Source organism: Tolypothrix tenuis PCC 7101, assembly GCF_963874875.1.
Classification (GTDB): Bacteria; Cyanobacteriota; Cyanobacteriia; order Cyanobacteriales; family Nostocaceae; genus Aulosira; species Aulosira tenue.
In genome coordinates this window covers 185,797-207,621 of the sequence record NZ_CAWNJS010000001.1, presented here as the reverse complement: position 1 = coordinate 207,621, position 21,825 = coordinate 185,797, and the positions used below count along the sequence as shown (strand labels likewise).

Here is a 21,825-nt window from a genome sequence, read left to right as displayed (position 1 = left end):
CAAGTATTTAGACCTAAAAAATTAGAGTCTTTATTTACTTGATTTTCCCTCTCAACCCTTACAAATTATTTTTATAATGCTTCGCTGGCATTTTTTATTAAGAAATGTTTCATGATTATTCTAATAGGTATAATCAATTTTTCGATAATTGTATTTTTAATATTTTATATTGATTTACAATCATTTATGCGAAAATATTTTTATAACTTAAAACCTGTAAAGTCCTGCGAATAAAGAACTTGGCGAATTAATATTGTTTTAAATTAGTAAATTAATTAAATAAAAATTTGCTATAGTTTTATGACAAAAATACTATTGTTGGCTCATTATTTTGTGAAACAATAATCTTTACCTATAAAAAAAGTGTTAGTAAACACAAAAATAACAATAAAAAAGAAATTAAGATTACATTTTTTCTTAGAAAATTTACAAATTGTAATAAAAAAGCAGTATTTTATGCAAACAATATTTGAAGATTACTAATTTACATAGAATTCCCCCTTGGGAAAGGGAGAATTAACTACTATAAACACACATTAAAAACGTGGGTTTCCCTAGCATAGAAATATAGGTGCTGAGATTATGGTCATGTCACGCCCAAGTTGTCTGTTACGAGTCGTGATGCGTAGTGCGATTCGGTAGTGAGAAACCGGGAGATATAAGCGAATATGCAAAATTTATTGGCTATGCTGCTGATAAAACGCAAATACGTTTTATAAACTAAATTTTGCATACATACTTGCATTAAAATGGCTGATAGCGTACTGAAAAGTTAAAGCCATTATCTTGTAGCGAACTACCGCGATCGCTTGTGACAATCAATGGTAGACCATAGTCTACACGCAATAGAAAACCACTAATAGGTTGCCACTGTAACCCTAATCCTAAGCTAGCAAGGGTTTGTGGATCGGGGTTGCGATCGCGATTGTTCCAAACGGTACCAATATCAAAAAAGGGCAATACCTGTAGGGTTTCAACATTCGATGTCAGGGGAATCCGAACTTCTATCCCCCCAACTACACCATTGTCAGCAACAAGTTGATTTTGACGATAACCACGCACTGTCTCAACTCCCCCAATGCTAATTTTTTCAAGCGTCAGTAAAGAATCAGGTGTAAGTTGAGTGTTAATTTTGGCCAGCATCAAGATGCGGGGAGACAGCCGTTGTACCCATTGAAATTGTCCCACCCACGAGAAAAAAAGCCCATCAGTACCGCTATTGTTGATAGTTGCATCTATGGCATCAATCCCAAAACTAAATTGCGATCGCGCCGCTAAAACAGTATTAGCATTACGTTGTAACCAGTCTTGGGAAAAGCGAATCACCGTCACTCTGGATTTCCCATCTTCGGGGCCTTCGGTAAAAGAGAAGGGAATATCATTGAGTATGAAGGTTTGGCTGCGCCGTAAATCGAATGCGAGAGAAAGGGCAAATTCGCTGTTCGGGGTATAGGTTAATGGTTGACGGACATTAAAAGAAAGAGTTTCGCCTTCGCTGTTGATATTCAAGTCACGAAATTCGCTTTCGATAATGCGGCTACTACTGTTGCTGTAGCGAATACCAATGCTTCCATCTAAGGCGTTAAAGGGAATAGAATAACTGAGATTGTAAATATCTAAACCTTCAGTAATGCCATATTCAGCACTGAATTGATCTCCAAACCCTAATAAATTATCGTGAGCAATAAAAACACTACCTTGTTCTGAACCAACGCTAGCTGATTGGTTATTTGCAAAGATAACTCCTGCATGGAATGCTGGTGATTCAGTAATTTTCACCTGTAAAATATTGCTTCCAGAAGTGCTACCTGCGGTTAACTCAGCATTAACTCTTGCAATCGCTGGGTCAAGTTGTAATAATTGCAGCGCTGTTTCGAGGCTTTTTTGATTCAAGGGTTTGCCTGCAAAGCGTTGAATCCGGGAACGCACATATGCAAGTTGTAATCTTTTTAACCCGGAAATTACAATTCCCTCTAGTTCACCTTCCACCACTTGGATTTGCACCACACCATTAGCGACATTTTGATTGTTGGGAATAAATGCGCCACTAGTGACGTAGCCGTTTTTAACATATAGTTCAGTGATTTGCGATCGCAGTTGCAATAACTGCTCAAATGTAATTTTTTGATTCTCTAAAGGTTGTTTTAATTTAAAAATTTCATCCTTTAAAACAGAATAGCCTTTAACTTGAATTTCTTTGACAAAGAAAGTCTCACTACTAGGAAAGATTGTGTCGGGTAGATTTTCTTGTGGAGATGATGGAAGTATCGGGACAGTTGGTGTAGATGGTGTAGGAGAAGGAGGCTTCGGCGTTGCTTGGGGTAGAGTTTCTTCCACTTTCCCTGGAGTATCGGGAGGAATTGTTACACCTGATGGGGGTCTCGATTGTGCAAAAGTTGCCATCGAAGTGATACTAAGGAAAGCAAGTAATGTTAAAAATAGCGTTTGAATCCGCAGGTAAAAACTCATTGTTTATCTATGAAACGTTGAAGTTTTTATACAAGATTAATATTCATTAAAATACCACAATATTTGCTTAATAATTACATAAATATATAATTCAGCGATTTTCGTAATACTTGATAGATTTCCGAAAAAATAAAAAGCCATTTTCTAGCAAGGATCGCTGCTAAAAATGGCTTTTTGAAACTGTTAGGGCATCAGTTACTCTGTAAGAACTGCACAGATATGCCCTTGTTTGGATAGCAAAGAGGCTAATAATGATTGTTTTTCAGATGCCTCAGTTATGATTAGAAGATTAAAGAGTTTGATGTTTATTTTCTCTTAATAAGTATAGCCCACAAGAAGTTTAACACTCTCTTCTCCTGCACAATATTTCTGAAAGGCTTTCTCAAAATCTGTGAATTCTGATTCAGGTAGCACAATGCAGCCCATACTTCCCGGTACATTTGCATCTTTATGAATCAGCAAGTCAGAACGGGTTCCTCCATCAATAGTTTTGACTTCAAAGGGTGAAATAGGGTAAGCATTACCTTCTACACCTTTAACATTTCTCAGGTCTACAGGCTTCACTGCAACAGAGTAAAAAGGCAATGGAGGATTTAATTCATGAGTAGCAGGAATTACACCACCGCGAATATTCCAATCTTTTACACCTTGTTTATCCGCAGTGCTACTTGTAGCCACCCATCTACCCACAATTCCTTTATTATCATCTACGAGAAATAATCTACCTCTATTTAGTTGTGAGGTTTCATCTAATGGCATTGTAAAAAATAAAAGCATATTGTTCCTTCTGTTTATTTCTAGAGAGTTTGCTAATGAAGTTGATGGGTACACTTAGAGATGTCTACCCCACAATAGATAGACAGACAAATCAAATCTGCACCTCACTCGACTGAGAACGCTTAAAAAACCTCTTGCTCCGTGACATTTCCGGCTGGGTTGTAGTGACAAACTAAGACATCGTTACCATTGCCACTTGCTAAACCACACCCAACTTCTGTTGTATTTCTCCAAATAACTTGAGTATAATGAGCTACATCCATCCAATTGCCGGTACTAGATACATTGGGGAAAGCAGCGTTACTGAAATACTGCTTTTCATCACCCCACATATCTACTAGCTGCGTGACAGAAAAGAAGCCAGTACTGCCTTGTGCTAGGTTTTCTCCAGAACGACTATGTTGCAATGTTCCTATGGCTGCCAAATGATTTGCCCACTGTTGAGCACTTAGTGCTAAATTTTCTGACCATTGCAGTGGAGGAACCCCTACTTCAGCTCTGTACCTATTATGAGCTGCTAAAATTTCTTGAATTTGAGCATTCTGCCCGCCTTGCCCGCTTGAATCCCATATATCGTTACTACCTGATGCCCATAAAGCATTATCCACAGTTTCAGTTTGAGAATCAGCTCGATAAACTACTAGGTTACCGTCATCTTGAATCTTGAAAAATGCTCCAGGGTTGTTCCATGTATCACTAGCCCATCTTGGAGAACCTGAACTATCATAAAGAACTAAGTTTCCATCAGCTTGCATGATTAACTCACGCGGTTGAATTCCCCAAGTATTCGTTGCCCAAAGAGGTTGAAAATTGCCATTATAAAGCACAACATTGCCATCAGATTGCATAATAAACCTGTGCATCTGATTATTTGATTGCAGACTTTGTCCTGGGTATAGACTTTGACCAGGAAAAAGAGTTGTCATATTGCCTCCAAAGTATCAAGTAGAAGAGATTGGTGATTAGGGGTTGTGTAGAAAATGGCTGAAAATTAGGGAATTGGGTTTTATCTACAGCAAATTTTGAAATGCTTTTCTAGTCTTCGGTAGAGAGGTATCTCTGAGATGCATTAGCAGATTAAACTATTAATGCTTCCAACAAAATTGGGCGTAATAACTGATTGAATTATGCCCAATTTTGAAATGCTGCAATAGTTAAAAATCAACTATGTATTAGCAATACAATCTCCATTCTGAATATGTGCCCAGACATGGTTAACTCGATTAGGGTCAAAACCTCCTCCGAGATCGCCTGTAGCCTTTAATTGTTGGAAAAGATTTCTACAGTATCCGTTACCTTCTATTTGAGTCATTGATTTTATCCGCTCATTATGATGGAAAGGATGCTCGTGGGCAGCATAAGCTAGTGCAGGTATAGCAGCACTTACAGCTAAGGTTGAACTAAAAAAAATTAGAGCAAGTTTGTTTTTCATAGATTGGTGAGAAGTAGTAGACATAATTTTCTATGTGGAAGAATAGAGTCTTGAGAAAAGGCGATATTTTAGCTTGTTGACTAAATCTTCCGCTCTTTCTTAATAGCAATAATATTCTTTGTTAATTGCTTAAGCAGCGACCTTTTCTGCTTGTTTAATTGCAGGATTGTTACCTCGTGCATACATGAAAGCGATCGCACCATTGCAGAAAAATGCATAATGAATGCACAAATAGCACAATGACAACCGTCACTGTGCTATTTGCTAGCTTTGCTAAATCTGCAATATTTCCGTTAGAGACCATTTATAAAGTAAATCTTCAGTAGGTGAGCCACTGCGTAAGCGAGTTTCCCAAGCGACTAGCTCCCCCACAGTAATTTTATGTTTATACCAATTCAAATTATGTTTGCGACAGATAAATTCTTTGTAGGGGCACGGCACCAATCATTGGTGTCAACTTAAGCTAAAAGCTATATACGGCGCGTGTTGTACAAATACCTCGCGCCCTCATCCCCTCTTCTCCCTGAAAGAGAAGGGGAATTGAATCTCTTGCTCCCTTCTCCCTGAGGGAGAGGGGCTGGGGGTGAGGGCAAAACCTTTGCACAAAGCGGGTTTGGTGTTAAGTTGACACTAATGGGCAGCAATAAGATATTTGATATGCCAAAAGATGGTGGATGTTCCCTACCTACCCATCTGTTGCGTTCTTTTTTCAAAATGGTATTACTTTATAAATAACCTCTTAACTACAAGCCCGACTTAACAGTAATTGCCCATCAGGTAATCGATATAATCCTTGTGGTTCAATGATGGGTTCGCCTTTTTTCCAAGGACGAGATGTGGATTCAACACCACGTACATCACCAGTTGAATAGGTTGAAATTAAAGCATCACCTGGACTATTGCGTAAAGCACCAGAACCTGTGATGGTAAAAGAATTTTCTTGTCGCTTACTGCCACGTGCAATACAGCTATTGGCAATCAGTGCATTTGTATCAATTACATTTGGTAATAATTGGCTGAAGCTGTTTTGAATTGAACTGTTATCGGGTTGATTGAGATTTATTGCACCTGAAATGCCTTGTTCCGAACTGGCAGTAATATCGCTTTTATCAGTTGGTTTTCCACGGGACTCGATACCGAAGATACCTTGGGCGTTGATTTGGATGTTGCCACCATTTCCAGCGAAGGCATTAGCGCTAATGTCACTATTTTCGTTGGGAATTGCTACGATGAACTTGCCATCAAAGGTGATGTTACCGCCATCTCCCCCTGCCTGAGCCGTTCCAGCATTGGTGGAAATAGAGCTATTCTCACGCAACAGCAAGATATCCCCCACTTTTAATATGATATTGCCACCCTGACTAACATTTGTAGCGTCTATTTGTGATTGATTACTCAGAACGATTGAACGTGCCCGCACTGTGATGTTGCCTGCCTTTCCCAAACCTGTGCCTGGTGCGCCGATGACACTACCATCTTGAACCAGCAACCTACCCGTGTTGATCGTTAAGTTGCCAGCCTTTCTAGGGTTTCCAGTGTTTGTAAAAATGAATCCTTCTTTGCTCAACTCCACAGAATCAGAGGCATTAATCGTTAGATTACCACTGTCTCCATCTCTTGGGAAAGCCTTTCTATCATCGGATGCAATCAGTGATTCCGTGGATAAAGCTCCTCCATCCCTGACGATTAGGCTTCTGGTATTGACGGTTAGATTTCCTGCCTGCCCCGCATTGCCCGTAAAACTAGCCAAGAAGCTAGAGCTACCAGTGCTGCTATCTCGACCTGCTACCTCGACAGATTCAGAGGCATTTACAGTTAATTGACCTGCTGAACCGTTGCCAAGTGTCCCTGATATGATTTGTGCACCATCTCGAATACTCAATCTTCGGGTCTCGATCATCAGATCGCCAGCCTTTCCATCCCCGAAACTCAAAGTCGTTATATTACCATATGGGACGATTCCTCTCACTTCCAACGACTCAGAGGCATTCACGGTTAAGCTGCTTCCGGATTTTGCTCCTTGGGTAAAAGCCGCAACTTTAGAACCGCCATTCATAAAAACACTTCTGCCCCAAATCTGGATTGAACCACCGCCTTCACCACTGGTATTGACTGTAGCGCCATTAGTTAGAGAAATATCGGCTCGATTAAGCGTGGCGGGAAAAGTCAAGCGCAAACGGTTCTCATCCAGACTTAGTTCTACAGTTCCTGTGCCTGCAACTGCTCCCAAATCCACCTGTCCCCCAGCCGCATTTACACCACCCCCAGCAAAATTTATCTCACCCCCTAACAGGAGTAAACTCTTACTATCTGGCACTTTTAACCCTCGTCTAACCGATTCTTCTAATGGAGTAGTGGAACGATTAACAATCGGTGCAGCAGCGACTTGGTTGAACAAAAAAGCAGATGGATTAACAGTTAATAAAGGCGGGGAATCAGGCGTAGAGCTACTAAAGAAGCCTTGATTACCAAACTGAATAGCAGTTGCTGTTGTGGCGACAAATGAGCCTTTAACATCGAGGCGGGAATTTTCTCCAAAGATGATCCCATTTGGATTGAGGAGAAATAAATTGGCAGTGCCACCCGATACACCTAATGTTCCTTCGATACTTGAAGAACTGCCCCCAGTCACTCGATTGATAATGTTCGTAATGCCGCTTGGGTTCTGGAAATATAAGCTTTGCCCTTCAGCTATGTTGAAATCGCTGAAGCTGTGAAACAAATTAGTTCCGCGAATTGCCCCGCCCTCAATTTGCAGACGGAGAGAATCATTATTAGTGTTAGAAGTCACTATGGACTTTTCAACGCCCAAAGTATTGTCAGGTGTTACTTGGGCAAAGGTTGGGTCTTCAAAAATAACAAAGGTACCTGCGATCGCTAAATGACTTAGGAGTTTTAGCATCTGGACTTTGCTGATATTTCTTTGAAGCATAGTCATCCACTGACTCGAAGGAACATCTAACAAAAAATGACAGAATCACACAAGCAATATGTTCACACAATATTGGCAACATTCACAGTTTAAGACAACATTTTACACTCCCCCCTACTTCTCAACGAAAAATAAATATTTTTAGCATTTTAGCGGGAGGGAATGAATAGTTACAGTTTAAGAGCAGTGAAGAATTTTATTACTGTCCCATTGACACACTACTGGTTGTTCAATGTTCACTGTGGCTGTCTCGATAGAGAATTGAACTTCAAAACTTTCACTCATTTCTTGGATAGATTGACTTAAAAGATCCACCATCTCAAGAAATTTTGATTCAATATCTGTCCAAAATTTTTGCTCAGTCTCAGTATCTCGCGTTGATGTTTCGCCGAAACTAACAGATTCACGCATTAGTTCCAGACGAAAGCCTTTAGTACATATGGCGCGACCATCTATATATGTGCAACCACGACTAGTTTCGGGTAGTAGCTTCGTTTTTAAAACTCCTGATACCTGATATTGCTGGAATAACTGAGCTAGATCGGGCAGAATTTGAGAGATTGCTTCGGCGAACAGGGTGGTTGCTTTGTCCATCTCTTCGGAAATCACAGTGGTGTCTTTGTCAATGGCAACTTGGAGATTCATACTCATAATTTTCTTCCTTTATGTTTTAATTTTTCAGATGTTCAAAGAGTTTTTAAGGTTATTTGCCAACCCTTCTGCTCTTTCTGAATATAAATACTACTCTTAATTAATTAGTGACAAATACGACCTTTCCTGCTTGTTTGTGTGCAATATTAAACAGTGCTTAATGCATGAATGCGATCGCGTGATTGCAGAAAACTGTATGTGTTATTTTTGTCTTTTCCAAGGACGGGATGTTGCTTCAAAATTACGCACATCGCCAGTTGTATCGGAGGAAATTAATATGAATCCTGGAATATTGCGTAAAGCACTATAACCTGTAATCGTAAATGAGTTTTATTGTCGAAAATGCTTTTAATACTGAGTTGTTTTCGCTACTGTGTTGAATTCATAAATAGTTTACCTTGGATAAATCAAAAATCCATGATATTTCTTATATGAGTATTTTTCTTTGTTGCGATACACCCTACTTACACTATCATTCAGGAAATATCAGCATATTGCTTTTATACATATGAATAAGCATAACTTTTATCATCATATTTTCAAGATTAAAACCAAAAATAAATATTTAAAAGTATTACTTTCTGCATTTAAACATATTCATGTATTGCAGAAGATGAAAAACCTTTGCCAGATAATAATTTATTTTTGTATTCAACAACACAAAAAACTAAATCGTCATCAAGTTATTAAATCATTATTTTTGCTAACCCTGGTAATTTGTTTATTGTTTGGACAAGTTGTAACGGCAAAAACTCCAAATACAAATGCATTAGTTGAGCAAGGAATTACAGACTATAATGGGGGGAATTTTGCCAATGCGATCGCACGTTGGCAGGAAGTACTAAATCAGTATAAAAATAATCCCTCAGCTAGGGCAGTTGTAAATGAAAATTTGGCGCGTGCTTACCAACAAATAGGAGACAATAAACAAGCGATCGCATCTCTAGAAGCAGCAATTCGTGACTATGGTGTGGTGGAAAATATCCAGCAACTGGGACGCATGAAGTCAGAACTAGCCCAAGTTTACAGCAATTTGGGACAACCTCGCAAAGCGATCGCGCTTTTATGTGGTCAATTAATAGATAAATCAAAATATCAAGTCAACCAGAACATAGAATGCACACCAGATAGTGCTGCACAAATTGCTACCAAATATAACGACCAACGCGGTCGGGTTGCAGCTTTGGGGATTCTCGGTGAAGCTTATCGCTTAATTGGTAGTTACGACCAAGCAATTAAATATTTAGACGCAGCGCGACAAGTGACTCCAGAATATCAATTCTTGGTGTTCAATAGTTTGGGCAATGCTTACAAAAGTCGCGGTCAATTGCGAGAACTACAAGCCGATTCCGCAATGAAGGCTGGTATTTCTAGTAAAGAACAAGAATTGACGCAAAAGTCTTTGGATGATTATCAAAAAGCTTACCAATATTTTCAGGATAGTATAAAGTTTGCCCGCAACCAAAAGCAAGCTGTAGCCGAGATGCGGGGATTATTAAACTTAATTCAGCTGGCTTCCCAGACAAGCGGTCAATTTATTCATGAGGAGGAGTTTTCCAAAACTCTTGCGGATGCTTTAAATGTTCTGCAAGATTTGCCAGATTCCGCAACAAAGGTCTATGGACAAATTGATTTAGCATACTTGCAGCGCCATGCTAAAGTAACTTCACCTTTTATCTATTGTCCAACTGATCTGGTTTTATCTGGTAATAATACAGCCTTAAATTTGCTAGAAAATTCAGTATTAACTAGTAAAAAAATCCCAGATAATCGCTTAAGTTCCTATGCTAACGGTGCTTTGGGGCATTTTTGGGAATGCCAGAAAGATTATGAAAAAGCATTAAAATATACTCGAACTGCAATTATCGCCGCAGACAGCAATTTGAGTGCAAAAGATAGCTTGTATTTGTGGGAGTGGCAAGCGGGACGGATTTTAGATGCACAGAAGCGAAAACAAGAAGCGATCGCATCTTATCAGCGCGCATTTGATACTTTAGAAGATATACGCCAGGATATTTTGACTGCGGAACGGGATGTACAGTTTGACTTACGCGATGTTGTCAGACCATTATATCGGACATTGGCACAGTCGCGGCTGGAGTTGTTAGGAGTAGGAGCAATTACAGACGAACGACGTGCCAAGGAACTATCAAAAATAGTTAATACCATTGATGCTTTGAGATTGGCAGAATTACAGAATTATTTTGGCAATGATTGCATTTTGAGTGGGTTGAACCCCAAATTAGTAGGTGAACTCCTCGAAGATCATAGTGTCACGTTTCAAAATACAGGGTTTTTAAGTTCCATAATTTTAGATGGCAAAACTGGGATATTGTTACAGTTACCCAATCAAGCAACCAAATTTAAATGGATTGAAGACCCCTATCAACCAGGTGCAAATAAAATAGTTAGCAGTGAAACTCTAGAGAAAAAAATTGCCGAGTTTCGCAAAGGACTAGTTAGCAAAGCAGAGATTAACTACGATACCACAATTGCCGCAGAGCTTTATGATTGGATCATTCGCCCTTTTGCTGAAGATATCAAATCACAGAAAGTCAAAACCCTAGTATTTATTCAGGATGGGTTTTTGCGTAGCGTACCAATGGCAGCACTTTATGACAGCCAACAACAGAAATATTTAATCGAAACCTATGCAGTTGCCACAACTCCCAGTTTACGAGTTACCAATCCAAAATTACGCGATCGCAGTACACAAAAAGCATTAATTTTGGGTTTAACCCAAGCAGCCACAATCGATGGTAAGACTTTTGATCGGCTTTTGGCTGTTCCCAGTGAAGTCAGTGCTGTTGCAAGTATCTTCCCCGATCGTACTCCCCTGATTGACGATAACTTTATCCCCGAAAGTTTTCAGCAGAAGCTAGAAAAAACCCCATATTCTATTATTCACATAGCTAGTCATGCTCAATTTGGCATCATTCCAGAAGACACCTTCATTGTCACAGGGAAAAACCAAAAACTGACTATTAGTCAATTAGAAACATCTCTGCGAAACCTCAACAACAAATCACATAGCGTTGAACTACTCACACTCAGCGCCTGTGAAACCGCATTGGGCGACGACCGTGCCACACTAGGATTAGCTGGAGTTGCATTGCAGGTTGGGGTGAAAAGTGCGATCGCATCTTTGTGGAGTGTCACCGATGAATCGACATCCGAAATGGTCAAAACACTTTACACTAACTATCGTCAGGCTGGTATGAGTATTGCAGAGGCACTGCAAACAGCTCAAATTAGAATGATTAATGCTAAAAAATTACCCTCTTCGGAAAATATCAATCCTCTATACGATCATCCTGCATATTGGGCACCCATGATTGTCATCGGTAATTGGCTTTAAAAGTTAATCGCGTCTCTACTCAAAGACGCGATTAATCGCGTCTCTGCAATTTTTGACTTCCGCGCAGCGTTACTAATTCTCTGTTTTTTCGCTAGCGATTTTCTCGAGGTATTCAATTCGTTGCTGAATATTTTTTCTATTGATTTCACTGTCGCTATTCATTGGCATTTCTGACTCTGCTAGCTCTTTAACTAATTGTGCCCCTAATGGCCCCAATTTACCGTGATCGCTAACTTTCAATGCTGCTGCTAGTGCTTCATACCACAGTTCATTTACAGCATAATAATTTACACTTTCTGGAATGCTAGTAAATTTTTTCTGAGGAAGTGATTGAGAGTTAATGACAGTAAATTCTGCATGGTTAATAATTGTGTTATTATTGCAGTTAATGGCAATTTGCCATAAATAGGTTTTACCTACTATGAGTTCAGAGTAATTTAGGGGAAGTTTTAGCTGATTAATTCCCACTATTGTAGGTATTTCTTGAACTTTACCGATTTGTTTGACACTTTTTGCTGAATCAAATTCAAACAGTCGGAATTGCACATTTTGGGAAATTAACATATACCAAACAAAGATTGGACGTGTAGAAGCAGTTTTCCCAATAAATGTCTGCGGTGCAAGCTGCGTTAGAGCATTATTTGAACATCCACGTGAACCACCTGCACGACTATTACCGCTAGCTGGTTTGCGATCGCGTGGCTTAAACTCTGCAAATGCGGGGAATGTCGTCATCAAGAAAAGCACTCCCACAACTAAGCTTGTAAGTCTGCGGCTATTTCGCCAATGATGATATCTCATAGTGCTGTTGTTGATTTTATAGTTATCTAACAGTGCAAACGCAATAGAATACGCGAAAAAAACTAAAATCAGGGCTGTTTAGTCACTACAGATAGATTTTTACATTTTTCGGAAAAAATTCTCATGCAATCGAATATTTGATTGAAATCTAGTGATTATTCTTTTGAATGCTATACATAATCAGTACATTCGTACTTGATTTTTTCCTGTCCCCTGTGGAGATTTCACTGGCTGAATGAGTAATTTTTACAACACTTGTCGGTTAAGGGGAAAAGGGGCAAGAAAAAACCTTTAACTCCTACCCTTTGACCTTTTATCCAAGCCAAATTCCGAGTTGAAAATCCTTAACCGAGTAGTATTCGATTGTTATATATTGCTGGTTAGGTTAGGACAGCATCGGCAGATTAGAATGCTTTGATTTATAGTATTTATTTTTACAATCAAATTTTGAAACACAAAAATATAGCAATGCTATTTCATTTGTGAAATGTTAGAATTTAACAAATAATGCACTTTTTGTAATATTTCACAAATATTTATTATTGCTATAGTTTTTTAAAGTGATATTTAAAATATTTATATTGATATAAAATCTCAAATTTAAAATCTTCTCATAGGAGTCCAACTAAGTTCGCAGATAGTTCCGCGAGGAGAAAGCGATTCCCTCCGAAACTCACCGCCTAATTGTTTGGCTAAGATTTTAGAATTTCTGGTACCTTTACTTTCTGACTTTGATTGAATTCCGGAACCATTATCTTTGACCGACAACTTATATTTATTCACACTATATATACCCGATGCTTGAACGCGCTTGACTCCTTGAGCGTGTTTACCAACATTACATAAAGCTTCTTCTAAGAATAGACATATTCTCCGCTTCTCTTCTTGAGTTAAATACTTGTCATCCATCGGCTCAAAATTGCGGATTTTAACTTTTAAAGTTTTAAAATTTTCAAAATCTTGACGTTCTAAAGTACTAGAATAAACTTCATATAATAAATCGTGAAGCGGTCGGTTTAATTCCAGTATTAATCCGCTACCCAAACGTAAACTTTCTTCTTTTGTTAATGCTTCAAGTTTCAGAAATTCACCAATTTCGCGAATTTCTCGATCCAGCTTTTCAAATTGTCCAACTAATTGTTCGTAGGGAATATCTTGAGCGCGCAGATGTTTTAATCCATAGGCGAGAGTTTGCAAAGGGCCATTATGAATTATGGTGAAAGTATGGTGGATTGTATTTTGACGTTCGCTAATTTGCGATCGCAAGAATCGATCATGTTGGTAAAACGCAAAAGCACTCAAACCAAGACCATTCAACGCTAATATCAGCAAATTAGGTGCTATAGGAATCCAGATCCCCCACACCCATAACATTACATACCCGCAGCCAAACAGACAAAGTACAGCTACAGCAACACTCAGTAGATTTTCCCACACAGATTGAGTCAGCCTGCCAATCACCATCGGCAGAAAACCCCAAATGAATATCCATGAGTACTCTCCTATATCAACCCAACTGTGCAACATGGGGCGACCATCGATTATAGTACTCAAGACTTGGCTGATGACATGAGCGTGATAGTCAATGCCGTAAATTACACCTCTTAATTCTAATTTTTGCACAGCAGAGGTATAAAATAAATCACCTGCGCTCATATTGCGATTGCCAACCAACACAATGCGATCGCGCAACAAATTCTCATCAACTTTATTATTGAGAACATCTTGTAGCGATACAACAATAAAAGGCTGAGAATTATTGCGGAAGTTCATTAAAATTGACAATCCGCCATCATCAACATTGACGTATCCACCAAAATTCTTAGTAATGCGGGGTAATTCGACCCGATTAAACATGATTGTATTCGGATCATTTATACCAGAGTTTATATTAATTCCCTTTTTTTTAAAGTACTTGATAATTAAAGTTAGTGCTAGAGAATATTTATCCTCTGTTAAGTTTTTAGGATTCGATGTATACAGTAAATAACGGCGATTTTTGCCATCTTCATCATTCGCTAAATCAACAAATCCAATTTGGTCGGGTGGCAAATTTTGGGGTGGGGGAGTTTCTCCTGGTGATAATATTTTTTCAATTCCAATAATATTGCGATTTTTCTGTAATACCTGTTGGAGTTGTTCACCACCAGGTTCTACAGGAACGTTTTTAAAGATATCTAATCCAATTGCTAATGGTTGATAGGTTTCCAGTTTAGTCAGTAATTCGGCAATTTTTTCATCTGGAACCGGATATTGTCCAACCCATTGAATATCTTGTTCATCAATACCTACAATTACGACACGGTCATCGATTTTTTCTATCGGACGCAGACGTAACATAGTATCAAGAAGCATCCATTCTAAAGATTGCATTCCTCCAGCGATCCGGATCAATATCACTACAACCAGCACCATTATCCCAGGCGGTGCAGCCTGCGACCACAATCCCAATTCTTGGCGAATGCGATTCCAGATTCTCCTTTGCATCTTGTTTCCGGTTTAATCATCCATCATAATTAATCAATTAAACCTTCTTCACGGGCACGAACTTCGGTTTGGATTCGCATATTCTTACCGCTTTGTTTGCAGTCTTCGGGATACACTCCCAACACATCCTGAATTTTCGTCCAGTAAGTGCGTACTGCTCGTTCTGATTTATACATTCGCTCGGCGATCGCTTTATCTGTCAAACTCTCTTCAAAAGCCAACCGCAACACCTCCAACCATTCGGGTTTGAGTTCGATACCTGTTTTGATGTCTTTGGTGTGAGTGCCACCTTGAAGTGCTAAATTAACCCGCATCAGCATTTGGGCTTCCGGTAATCCTTTATCTGCGATCGCAAACCCTGCTTGATGATTATCAATCTCGTGTTTAATCCGGATTAGCGCCTTGACGTAACTAGTTTGCACCATGAAATTGCGATTTGGATATTCCTTAAGCAAAGTTTGCAATAGCTTAATTCCCGTATCAATTTCTGCTGTTTCCCCTTGCTGACTGGGAATCGACAAATCCATCATTATTAAGTCAAACTGTTGAGATTGAAGTAAAGTTAGTGTCTCTTTGGCTGTCTGCGCCTTCAGTATATTCGCTTCTGGATACTGTCTACTTAATACATCAAAAGTCCCAGTCAAAATTAATTGATGGTCATCGACAACCAAAATATTCAGCTTTTTTTCCACTGGTAAATGCCCAAAAAGTTGATGTTTTTCTAAGCTTACTACTGACATTAAATTCTAACCCTGTTAAATAAGGTGAAGTTTTTAGTTTAAGAATACAAATATTGAAGTATGTGCTGATTTTAATTGGAGATAAAATTTTAATCTATGCACAAAAGTGCAAATCTAATACAGGGCTGTTGTACATTGTCACAAAAAGAGCGAGGCTTGCACGACGTAAGTTGTTCGCACTTCGCAACCAGGCATAGTAAATCTGTTGGCAAGCGATCGCACTTTCACACCATACATTAACCTTACTAAGGTACAGGCTCAAAATCATAGCCATATTTAGAGCGAGATTGGGGATTAGCTTGAATCTTGACAAGTTGGATTCCCCGATTGCTGCGATCGCCCTTTGCATCAAACTTAACCTCCCCTGTTGCACCTTTCGCTACAAAATCTTGTGAACGAAGGGTTTGAGCTAATCCTTCACGGGTGGGGTTTTGTTGAAGAGCAGTAATTAAGGCTATGGTAGCATCGTAAGACATGGCAGTCCGCCAGTTAACATCTGCTTTCCAACGCCGTCTGGAGGTGGCTCGAAAATTGGGGTCAGAGGCGAGAATGTGCCAAGGAACTGCAACAATCATGCCATTTGCATCTGCTGCACCAATTTGTAATGTTTTTGGTGCATAAACATCATCACCACCCAAAATCGGAAGTCGCTGATTGTTTGCTTTCACGACTTGCATGGTATCATCTAGTTTCTCAGAATTTGGCAGTAATACTAAAACTTCAGCACCGTTCTCTATAGACTTTTCTACACTTTGAGCCGCATTAAAATTGGGATCGGATAAGTTAAACACTAAATCCTTTGATACCTGTCCTCCTTCTTGAGAAAGAAATTTTACAAACTCCAACTTGAGAGATTCGCTATAGTCACTTTTGGAGTTATAGAATACAGCTGCATTCTTCTTCCCTAACTTTGATCGCATATAGTCTGCTAATGCTTTTGCTGCTACAGAATCGCTGGGAACAGTGCGAAAGATGTAATTACCAAAACCTGTCAACTTAACGGAGGTACTGACAGGGGAAATCGCCGTCAGTTTTCCGGCTTGATAAACTTCCCCTGCTGCTAAGGAGACATCACTAGCGTAGTGTCCGACAACTCCGATTACGTCAGGATTTTTGACTAATTCTTCGGCAATTTTCTTGGCTGTATCGGCTTTGTTGTCATCATCAGCGATTAACACTCGCAACGGTACTTTATTAATACCTCCTGCTTGGTTAATTTCATTTTGAGCTTGAGCAACTCCACGCAACATTTCTAAAGCACCATTCACATCACTACCAATGGGAGCTGATATGGCAATAGTGTAGGATTTTTGAGTCTTAATTCGGGCATTATTTAAGTAAATTAAGGCTTCTGGATCGTTAGGGGTATTTTTAAGGTAAGCTTGCAAGTGTTTGATAGTTGTATCAAAATCACCATTGCTGATCGCCTCTACACCAGCTTGTTTGTTAAAACTCGTGAGGGTTGGCACTAGGGTTTTATCACCCATGCTGATTTCCCCATGCTTTTCCGGCTCACTAATACCTTCGCATAACTTGCGATCGCTGTTGTTCTCATCAAGGGTGGCTAGATAATCACTTACCCAATTACAACCTTGTTCTATGAGTTCATCGAGTCCTCCTATCCGCCACAACTTTGCAGTGCCATCCTTGCCAAGAGTAGCCATTAAGTTGCCATCAGCACTAAGACTTATATTAGTGATTTTGCCTTGACGCTGATCTTTGAAAGTAGTCAATAGCCTTCCCGACATATCCCATATATGGATATCAGGGATAGGATTGCTGTCATCTACCATATCCGCACTAGCGAATAAGTTACCTTGAGTATTAAGACCGATACTATTGAAGGTTCTCACCGCACCTTTAAACTTAACTAATTCCTTCCCTTTCGCAGCCTTCAGTTCACTTAGAGTTATATCGTTTGCATCTGCTGGGTTAGAGTCAGTAGATGGTGAATTAACCACCAACAGCTTACCATCCGAGCCAAAAGCGATACGGCTAGTTCCATCATGTTTAGGACTTACCTTGTCGGGTAAGGTTTTCCAAGTTTTATTGTTCAAATTCAACAGATGGATAGTACCATCATTCTCCACGACAGCCAATTGCTGACCATCAGGACGAAAAATAAACTGGCTAATTGTTTTTTCAAAAGTTGGGGATTTATACAAATCCTTCTCATTCAGATCCAATAGACGAATCCTATTATCTTTACCCACCGCAGCCAATTGCTGACCATCAGGGCTAAAAATGAGTTGGCTAATTATGCCTTGAAAATCTACAAATCGCTTCAACTCCTTAGCATTCAAATCCAACAGACGGACAGTGCCATCACTTTCTACAACAGCTAATTGCTTACCATCGGGACTGATGCTTATACTTATTAAGTTCGGAATTTTGCTTAACTCTGCCACTGGCTTGTTATTTATTTCCCACAAGCGAATGGTATTATCATTACCTCGACTAGCAAATTTGCTGCCGTTTGAGCTAGAAATAACTTCACGAATACTACCTTGATGCCCTTTCAGTTCAAATTTCAAGCCGTTTGAAAAACTGTCTTTAATCAAAGATGGATTATAAACACCGATAATACCATCACCCTCTTGACCAATAATCAGATCACCACGGGCATTAAAAATAATACTTGAAGCTCTGTTTATAGGTTTAAACTCACGCCACGATTTATCATCTAAACTTCCAAAGTAGGCAGTACTCAAGTCTGCTCCCAAATATGCTGCCAAGTTTGTACCATCAGGGCTAAAAACGAGATTGCCAAATAAGGTTCCAGAAAATTCTTTGAACTCCGCCACCTTTTCTCCAGACATAAAGTTTGACAAGCGGAGAGTATCGTTAGATTCGTCGGTAGCTACAATTAGCTGGTTTTTTGTATTAAAGCTAATACTACTGAAAATGCGTTGATCCTTTTTCAATAGCTTCGGTTCATTTCCTGATAAGTCCCACAGATAGACAGTATGTGGGAGACTTGTATCGCTCTTAAGCTCCCCATTTACATAAGCTACAAGCTTCTTACCGTCAGGGCTGAAAATAATTCCACGTTCATATACATTGGAATAAGAAGACTGTGGGATAGAGGCTACAAGCTTTGGTGGCTCTTCCAGCTTGCCTTCTAAGTTCCACAGGCGAACAGTTCCTTGTTGATCAATAGTTGCTAATGACCGACCATCCCGATCAACATCAAGTTTTACTTCATCTTTATGCCCTGAAAATACTTTGGGTAGTTTTTCTCCCTTCAAGTTTTGTAAGTGGACAATACCATCATTTCCTGCTGTAGCAATTAGTAACGTACCATCAGGCGTAAAAAACATCTTCTTAAAGTCTGGAGGCACTTCTACGCGGTTACGTTCTTTAGCTACATAGAATATCTTTCGTAAAGTTTGTAACACTTGCAGTTGAAGCTCACTGTCTGGTTTTAAAAACGGTAGCTTACTTTCTGGCTTGAATAAGGATAAGTATCCAGGCCAATCTTTAAGAGATTTTCCTGCTCGTAAGCTCTCAAGTAAAGCATTTAACTCTTGGTTTGGTAAGTTCGATTCTGCAGATTGTCCAGTAGCTTTGATTTGACCTATCAGTGCATTTCTCTGTCCTATCAAAGAAAATACTAAACCTGTACCTAACCCCAGCATAACTGCGATCGCAATGCTCCAATTTCGACGAGTATTAAAGACTTTTCGCTCGACACTGCGCTGTACAAACTCCGCTTCTACTTTGTTAAGCCAGTTGTTTTCCGAATTGAGTACCTGTTTTAGTAAATCAAGACGTGGATCAGCATTCCAAAAAAAACCAACAGCTTTTCTATTCCCGTCAGTGTTTTTTTTGCTACGCCAATTGTTAGCAGAAGTATTAACTTCTCTTTGTAAAGGAAGATTGACTTTTAATTGCTTTTCAGCCTCAGGGCGATCGCTTTTACCACTATTTTTTTTCGATGTTAAAGGCAGAGGGATTTTACTAGCAATCAACAAATTCTTGATTGGATTCCACCCACTTTTTTGTTTGACGATCTCTTGCTTCTCATCCAGCCAATACTTAATCTTCGCCCATCCTATGATCAAAGCATCATGAACAGGTTCTACATATTTTTGACCTTCTACATATTCTTGACCTTCTACATATTTTTGACCTTCTGCATCCACTCCTTTAACAAGCAAACGCGCTTCTATAAAACGATCGATTACTTTTTTTGCTTGTTCGTTTTTTGGTTCTGGATACTCCAGTTCAGATGTTAATACTCTTCTGCGAGCTAGTTCACCACCACTAATAGCCACCATTCGCAGCATAACATCACGAATAGTTAACTCATAAGCTTTTTTAGTTTGCTCGTCAACTTGTTCTTGCACTAACTTGTCATAGGTTTTATCAGCAGTTTGGGTTAAAGAGCGTGTAACTCCACCTATATCTTGATAATCTGCTTCAGTAATTGTTCGGTCATTCCTTTCGAGATTTTCTTCCGCTTTGAGATACTTTAAATAAAGCTCACTCAAAGTGAAAGAAAGTAAGGGCAAAGCACCTGGCATTTGGACAACTTCGTCAATCAAATCGTTGACTAACTTCGGAGATTCAAAAAATAATGCTCGTTGGGCAGCAGGTTCTTCGATTACTTGTTGTAACTCTTCCCTGTTCATCGGAGTTACAATAAACCTCCCATCTTTCCAAAGCTTTTGCCAGTGGGTTTCATTTATGGCATCTCTGATTTGAGGTTCAAATTCCGAGCGTAAAGTTAATACTATGCGTAACTGTTGTTGATAATTATTTAATAACTGAGCCAATAGATTAATAAAATCTGTACGTTCTTCTTGATTTTGACAAAGAGTAAATAATTCTTCAGCTTGATCAACTACTAATAACAATTGAGAGTTATTAGTAATTAAATCGTTAATTTTATTATAGATAACCTTGCTTTTTTCTTGATAATTTAAATTCAGAATAGTAAAAGAAGCTGACCCTGACTGCGGCAATATCTTGTTCAAAGCATTTAATGGCGACTCACCAGGTCGCATGGGATCAAGAATTACCCATTGCTGCTGACCAGATGCTTCTGCTAATTTTAAAGCCGGAATTAAACCAGCTTTGACTAAGCTAGATTTACCTGAGCCAGAAGTGCCTAAAACTACTGTAAGCGGATGGTTACTCACTTTTGTGTGCAAACCTGCTTTTGGCTCTTCAATCAACCGTTTTCTGCCAAAAAATAACTGACTATCTTCTTTTTCAAATGAGGCTAAACCTTTATAGGGATTAGTATTTTCATCCAACTTCAGGGGTATTAAGTCTTGGAGATTAAAGTTGTGAAGTGGAAAGAGGTATTCCCCCTTGAGGAAAACATATTCACCTGTTTTTTGATCATATTTTCGAGGCTGAGAAAGAGCAGGTGTTTGTCCTTGGGCGATTTTTCCCAGTTGATTTTGGAGATAGGTAAATAGCTCATGAACAGTAATTACTTTGTCTTCAAGAATTGCCTCAATGAATTTATCTTTACCTCCATCAGAATTACCTTGGAGGATTTTTAACAGTAAATAAGCGAAGGGTGAATGTCCATGAATATCTCCCCTTTGTCCAAAACGAAATGAATCTTGTGCCTTCTCGTCATAGGCGGCAGAAGTGATGATTTGCTGAGTTTGATGTTTAATAAAATGCTCATAACTTTGTTGATACAATTTACGGGAGCGTGCTGCATTTCTGCCTTTGCCAACCCAAGAAATTCTGCCAGCAAAGCAGCAGTCTAGAATCATTAATAAATGATGGCAGTCTAAGGAAGAGAAAGCTGCATATAGCTTCTGCATGGATAGCCAGGTATTGGAATTACCATCATCTGCATCTTGAGGCATAAAATAACCAGCCGGTCTACCATCTTCGCTATCTTGTGCTTCCTCAGCAAATCCGTGACCAGCAAAGTAGAATAAAACACGGTCGGTCGGTTTAACTTGAATTGATTGACTATCGAACTCAATAATCTTATTTTTAAGATTGCTTACAAGTTGATCCAGTTTTTCTTTAGTTGCTCTTTGATTGAGTAAAAGTAAGACCTCATAGCCATAGTTTTTTTGAAGTACACTAGCTATTTCTTGAGCGTCAGCAACAGCATTCTTGAGTGTAGGAATATGGGTATATTTGTCAATGCCAATGACGATCGCTAAACTTCGGTTAATCTTTGCCACAACATACTCCTTTT

At 39.1% G+C, this 21,825-nt stretch carries 11 protein-coding genes; 1 reads left to right on the top strand and 10 read right to left on the bottom strand.

Annotated elements, in window-relative coordinates; genetic code table 11:
- Window positions 1–744 precede the first annotated feature (744 nt).
- The 6 genes from AACU25_RS00790 to AACU25_RS00765 form a co-directional block, all read right to left on the bottom strand.
- Window positions 745–2,469 carry a ShlB/FhaC/HecB family hemolysin secretion/activation protein gene (locus tag AACU25_RS00790; protein ID WP_096573470.1) on the bottom strand — a complete coding sequence of 575 codons (1,725 nt, stop codon included), beginning with the start codon at window positions 2,467–2,469 and terminating at the stop codon, window positions 745–747.
- Window positions 2,470–2,784: 315 nt separating this feature from the next.
- Window positions 2,785–3,246, bottom strand: coding sequence for a hypothetical protein (locus tag AACU25_RS00785; RefSeq protein WP_096573469.1), 462 nt, complete (start codon window positions 3,244–3,246; stop codon window positions 2,785–2,787).
- A 122-nt stretch (window positions 3,247–3,368) separates the two neighbouring features.
- Entirely contained in the window at window positions 3,369–4,172 is an 804-nt protein-coding gene (locus AACU25_RS00780; protein ID WP_096573468.1) for a CAP domain-containing protein, read from the bottom strand.
- Window positions 4,173–4,411: 239 nt separating this feature from the next.
- Complete coding sequence (locus tag AACU25_RS00775; RefSeq protein ID WP_190445685.1) at window positions 4,412–4,702, bottom strand: hypothetical protein; 291 nt, start codon at window positions 4,700–4,702, stop codon at window positions 4,412–4,414.
- A 715-nt stretch (window positions 4,703–5,417) separates the two neighbouring features.
- Window positions 5,418–7,580 (bottom strand): two-partner secretion domain-containing protein, encoded by a 2,163-nt coding sequence (locus AACU25_RS00770; RefSeq protein ID WP_190445686.1) that lies wholly within the window; start codon window positions 7,578–7,580, stop codon window positions 5,418–5,420.
- A 207-nt stretch (window positions 7,581–7,787) separates the two neighbouring features.
- Window positions 7,788–8,261: a hypothetical protein gene (locus AACU25_RS00765; protein WP_096573465.1), complete on the bottom strand. Its 474-nt coding sequence runs from the start codon at window positions 8,259–8,261 to the stop codon at window positions 7,788–7,790.
- Window positions 8,262–8,874: 613 nt separating this feature from the next.
- On the opposite strand from AACU25_RS00765, the gene AACU25_RS00760 reads away from it, so the two are divergent.
- Window positions 8,875–11,619: a CHAT domain-containing protein gene (locus tag AACU25_RS00760; protein WP_321206626.1), complete on the top strand. Its 2,745-nt coding sequence runs from the start codon at window positions 8,875–8,877 to the stop codon at window positions 11,617–11,619.
- A gap of 72 nt (window positions 11,620–11,691) precedes the next feature.
- Here the strand turns inward: AACU25_RS00760 and AACU25_RS00755 are convergent, their stop codons facing one another.
- From AACU25_RS00755 to AACU25_RS00740, 4 genes are all read right to left on the bottom strand, one after another.
- The gene (locus AACU25_RS00755) at window positions 11,692–12,420 is read right to left on the bottom strand and encodes a DUF928 domain-containing protein (RefSeq protein ID WP_321206627.1); all 729 of its coding nucleotides are present in this window, start codon (window positions 12,418–12,420) and stop codon (window positions 11,692–11,694) included.
- Window positions 12,421–13,020: 600 nt separating this feature from the next.
- Window positions 13,021–14,907, bottom strand: coding sequence for a sensor histidine kinase (locus AACU25_RS00750; protein WP_096573462.1), 1,887 nt, complete (start codon window positions 14,905–14,907; stop codon window positions 13,021–13,023).
- 29 nt (window positions 14,908–14,936) lie between these two features.
- Window positions 14,937–15,647 carry a response regulator transcription factor gene (locus AACU25_RS00745; protein ID WP_096573461.1) on the bottom strand — a complete coding sequence of 237 codons (711 nt, stop codon included), beginning with the start codon at window positions 15,645–15,647 and terminating at the stop codon, window positions 14,937–14,939.
- A 245-nt stretch (window positions 15,648–15,892) separates the two neighbouring features.
- Entirely contained in the window at window positions 15,893–21,811 is a 5,919-nt protein-coding gene (locus AACU25_RS00740; RefSeq protein WP_096573460.1) for an nSTAND1 domain-containing NTPase, read from the bottom strand.
- Window positions 21,812–21,825 lie beyond the last annotated feature (14 nt).

Coding starts and splice junctions, on each gene's coding strand:
- AACU25_RS00790 (WP_096573470.1), bottom strand. CDS start 2,469: ATGAGTTTTTACCTGCGGATTCAAACGCTATTTTTAACATTACTTGCT.
- AACU25_RS00785 (WP_096573469.1), bottom strand. CDS start 3,246: ATGCTTTTATTTTTTACAATGCCATTAGATGAAACCTCACAACTAAAT.
- AACU25_RS00780 (WP_096573468.1), bottom strand. CDS start 4,172: ATGACAACTCTTTTTCCTGGTCAAAGTCTATACCCAGGACAAAGTCTG.
- AACU25_RS00775 (WP_190445685.1), bottom strand. CDS start 4,702: ATGTCTACTACTTCTCACCAATCTATGAAAAACAAACTTGCTCTAATT.
- AACU25_RS00770 (WP_190445686.1), bottom strand. CDS start 7,580: ATGCTAAAACTCCTAAGTCATTTAGCGATCGCAGGTACCTTTGTTATT.
- AACU25_RS00765 (WP_096573465.1), bottom strand. CDS start 8,261: ATGAGTATGAATCTCCAAGTTGCCATTGACAAAGACACCACTGTGATT.
- AACU25_RS00760 (WP_321206626.1), top strand. CDS start 8,875: ATGAAAAACCTTTGCCAGATAATAATTTATTTTTGTATTCAACAACAC.
- AACU25_RS00755 (WP_321206627.1), bottom strand. CDS start 12,420: ATGAGATATCATCATTGGCGAAATAGCCGCAGACTTACAAGCTTAGTT.
- AACU25_RS00750 (WP_096573462.1), bottom strand. CDS start 14,907: ATGCAAAGGAGAATCTGGAATCGCATTCGCCAAGAATTGGGATTGTGG.
- AACU25_RS00745 (WP_096573461.1), bottom strand. CDS start 15,647: ATGTCAGTAGTAAGCTTAGAAAAACATCAACTTTTTGGGCATTTACCA.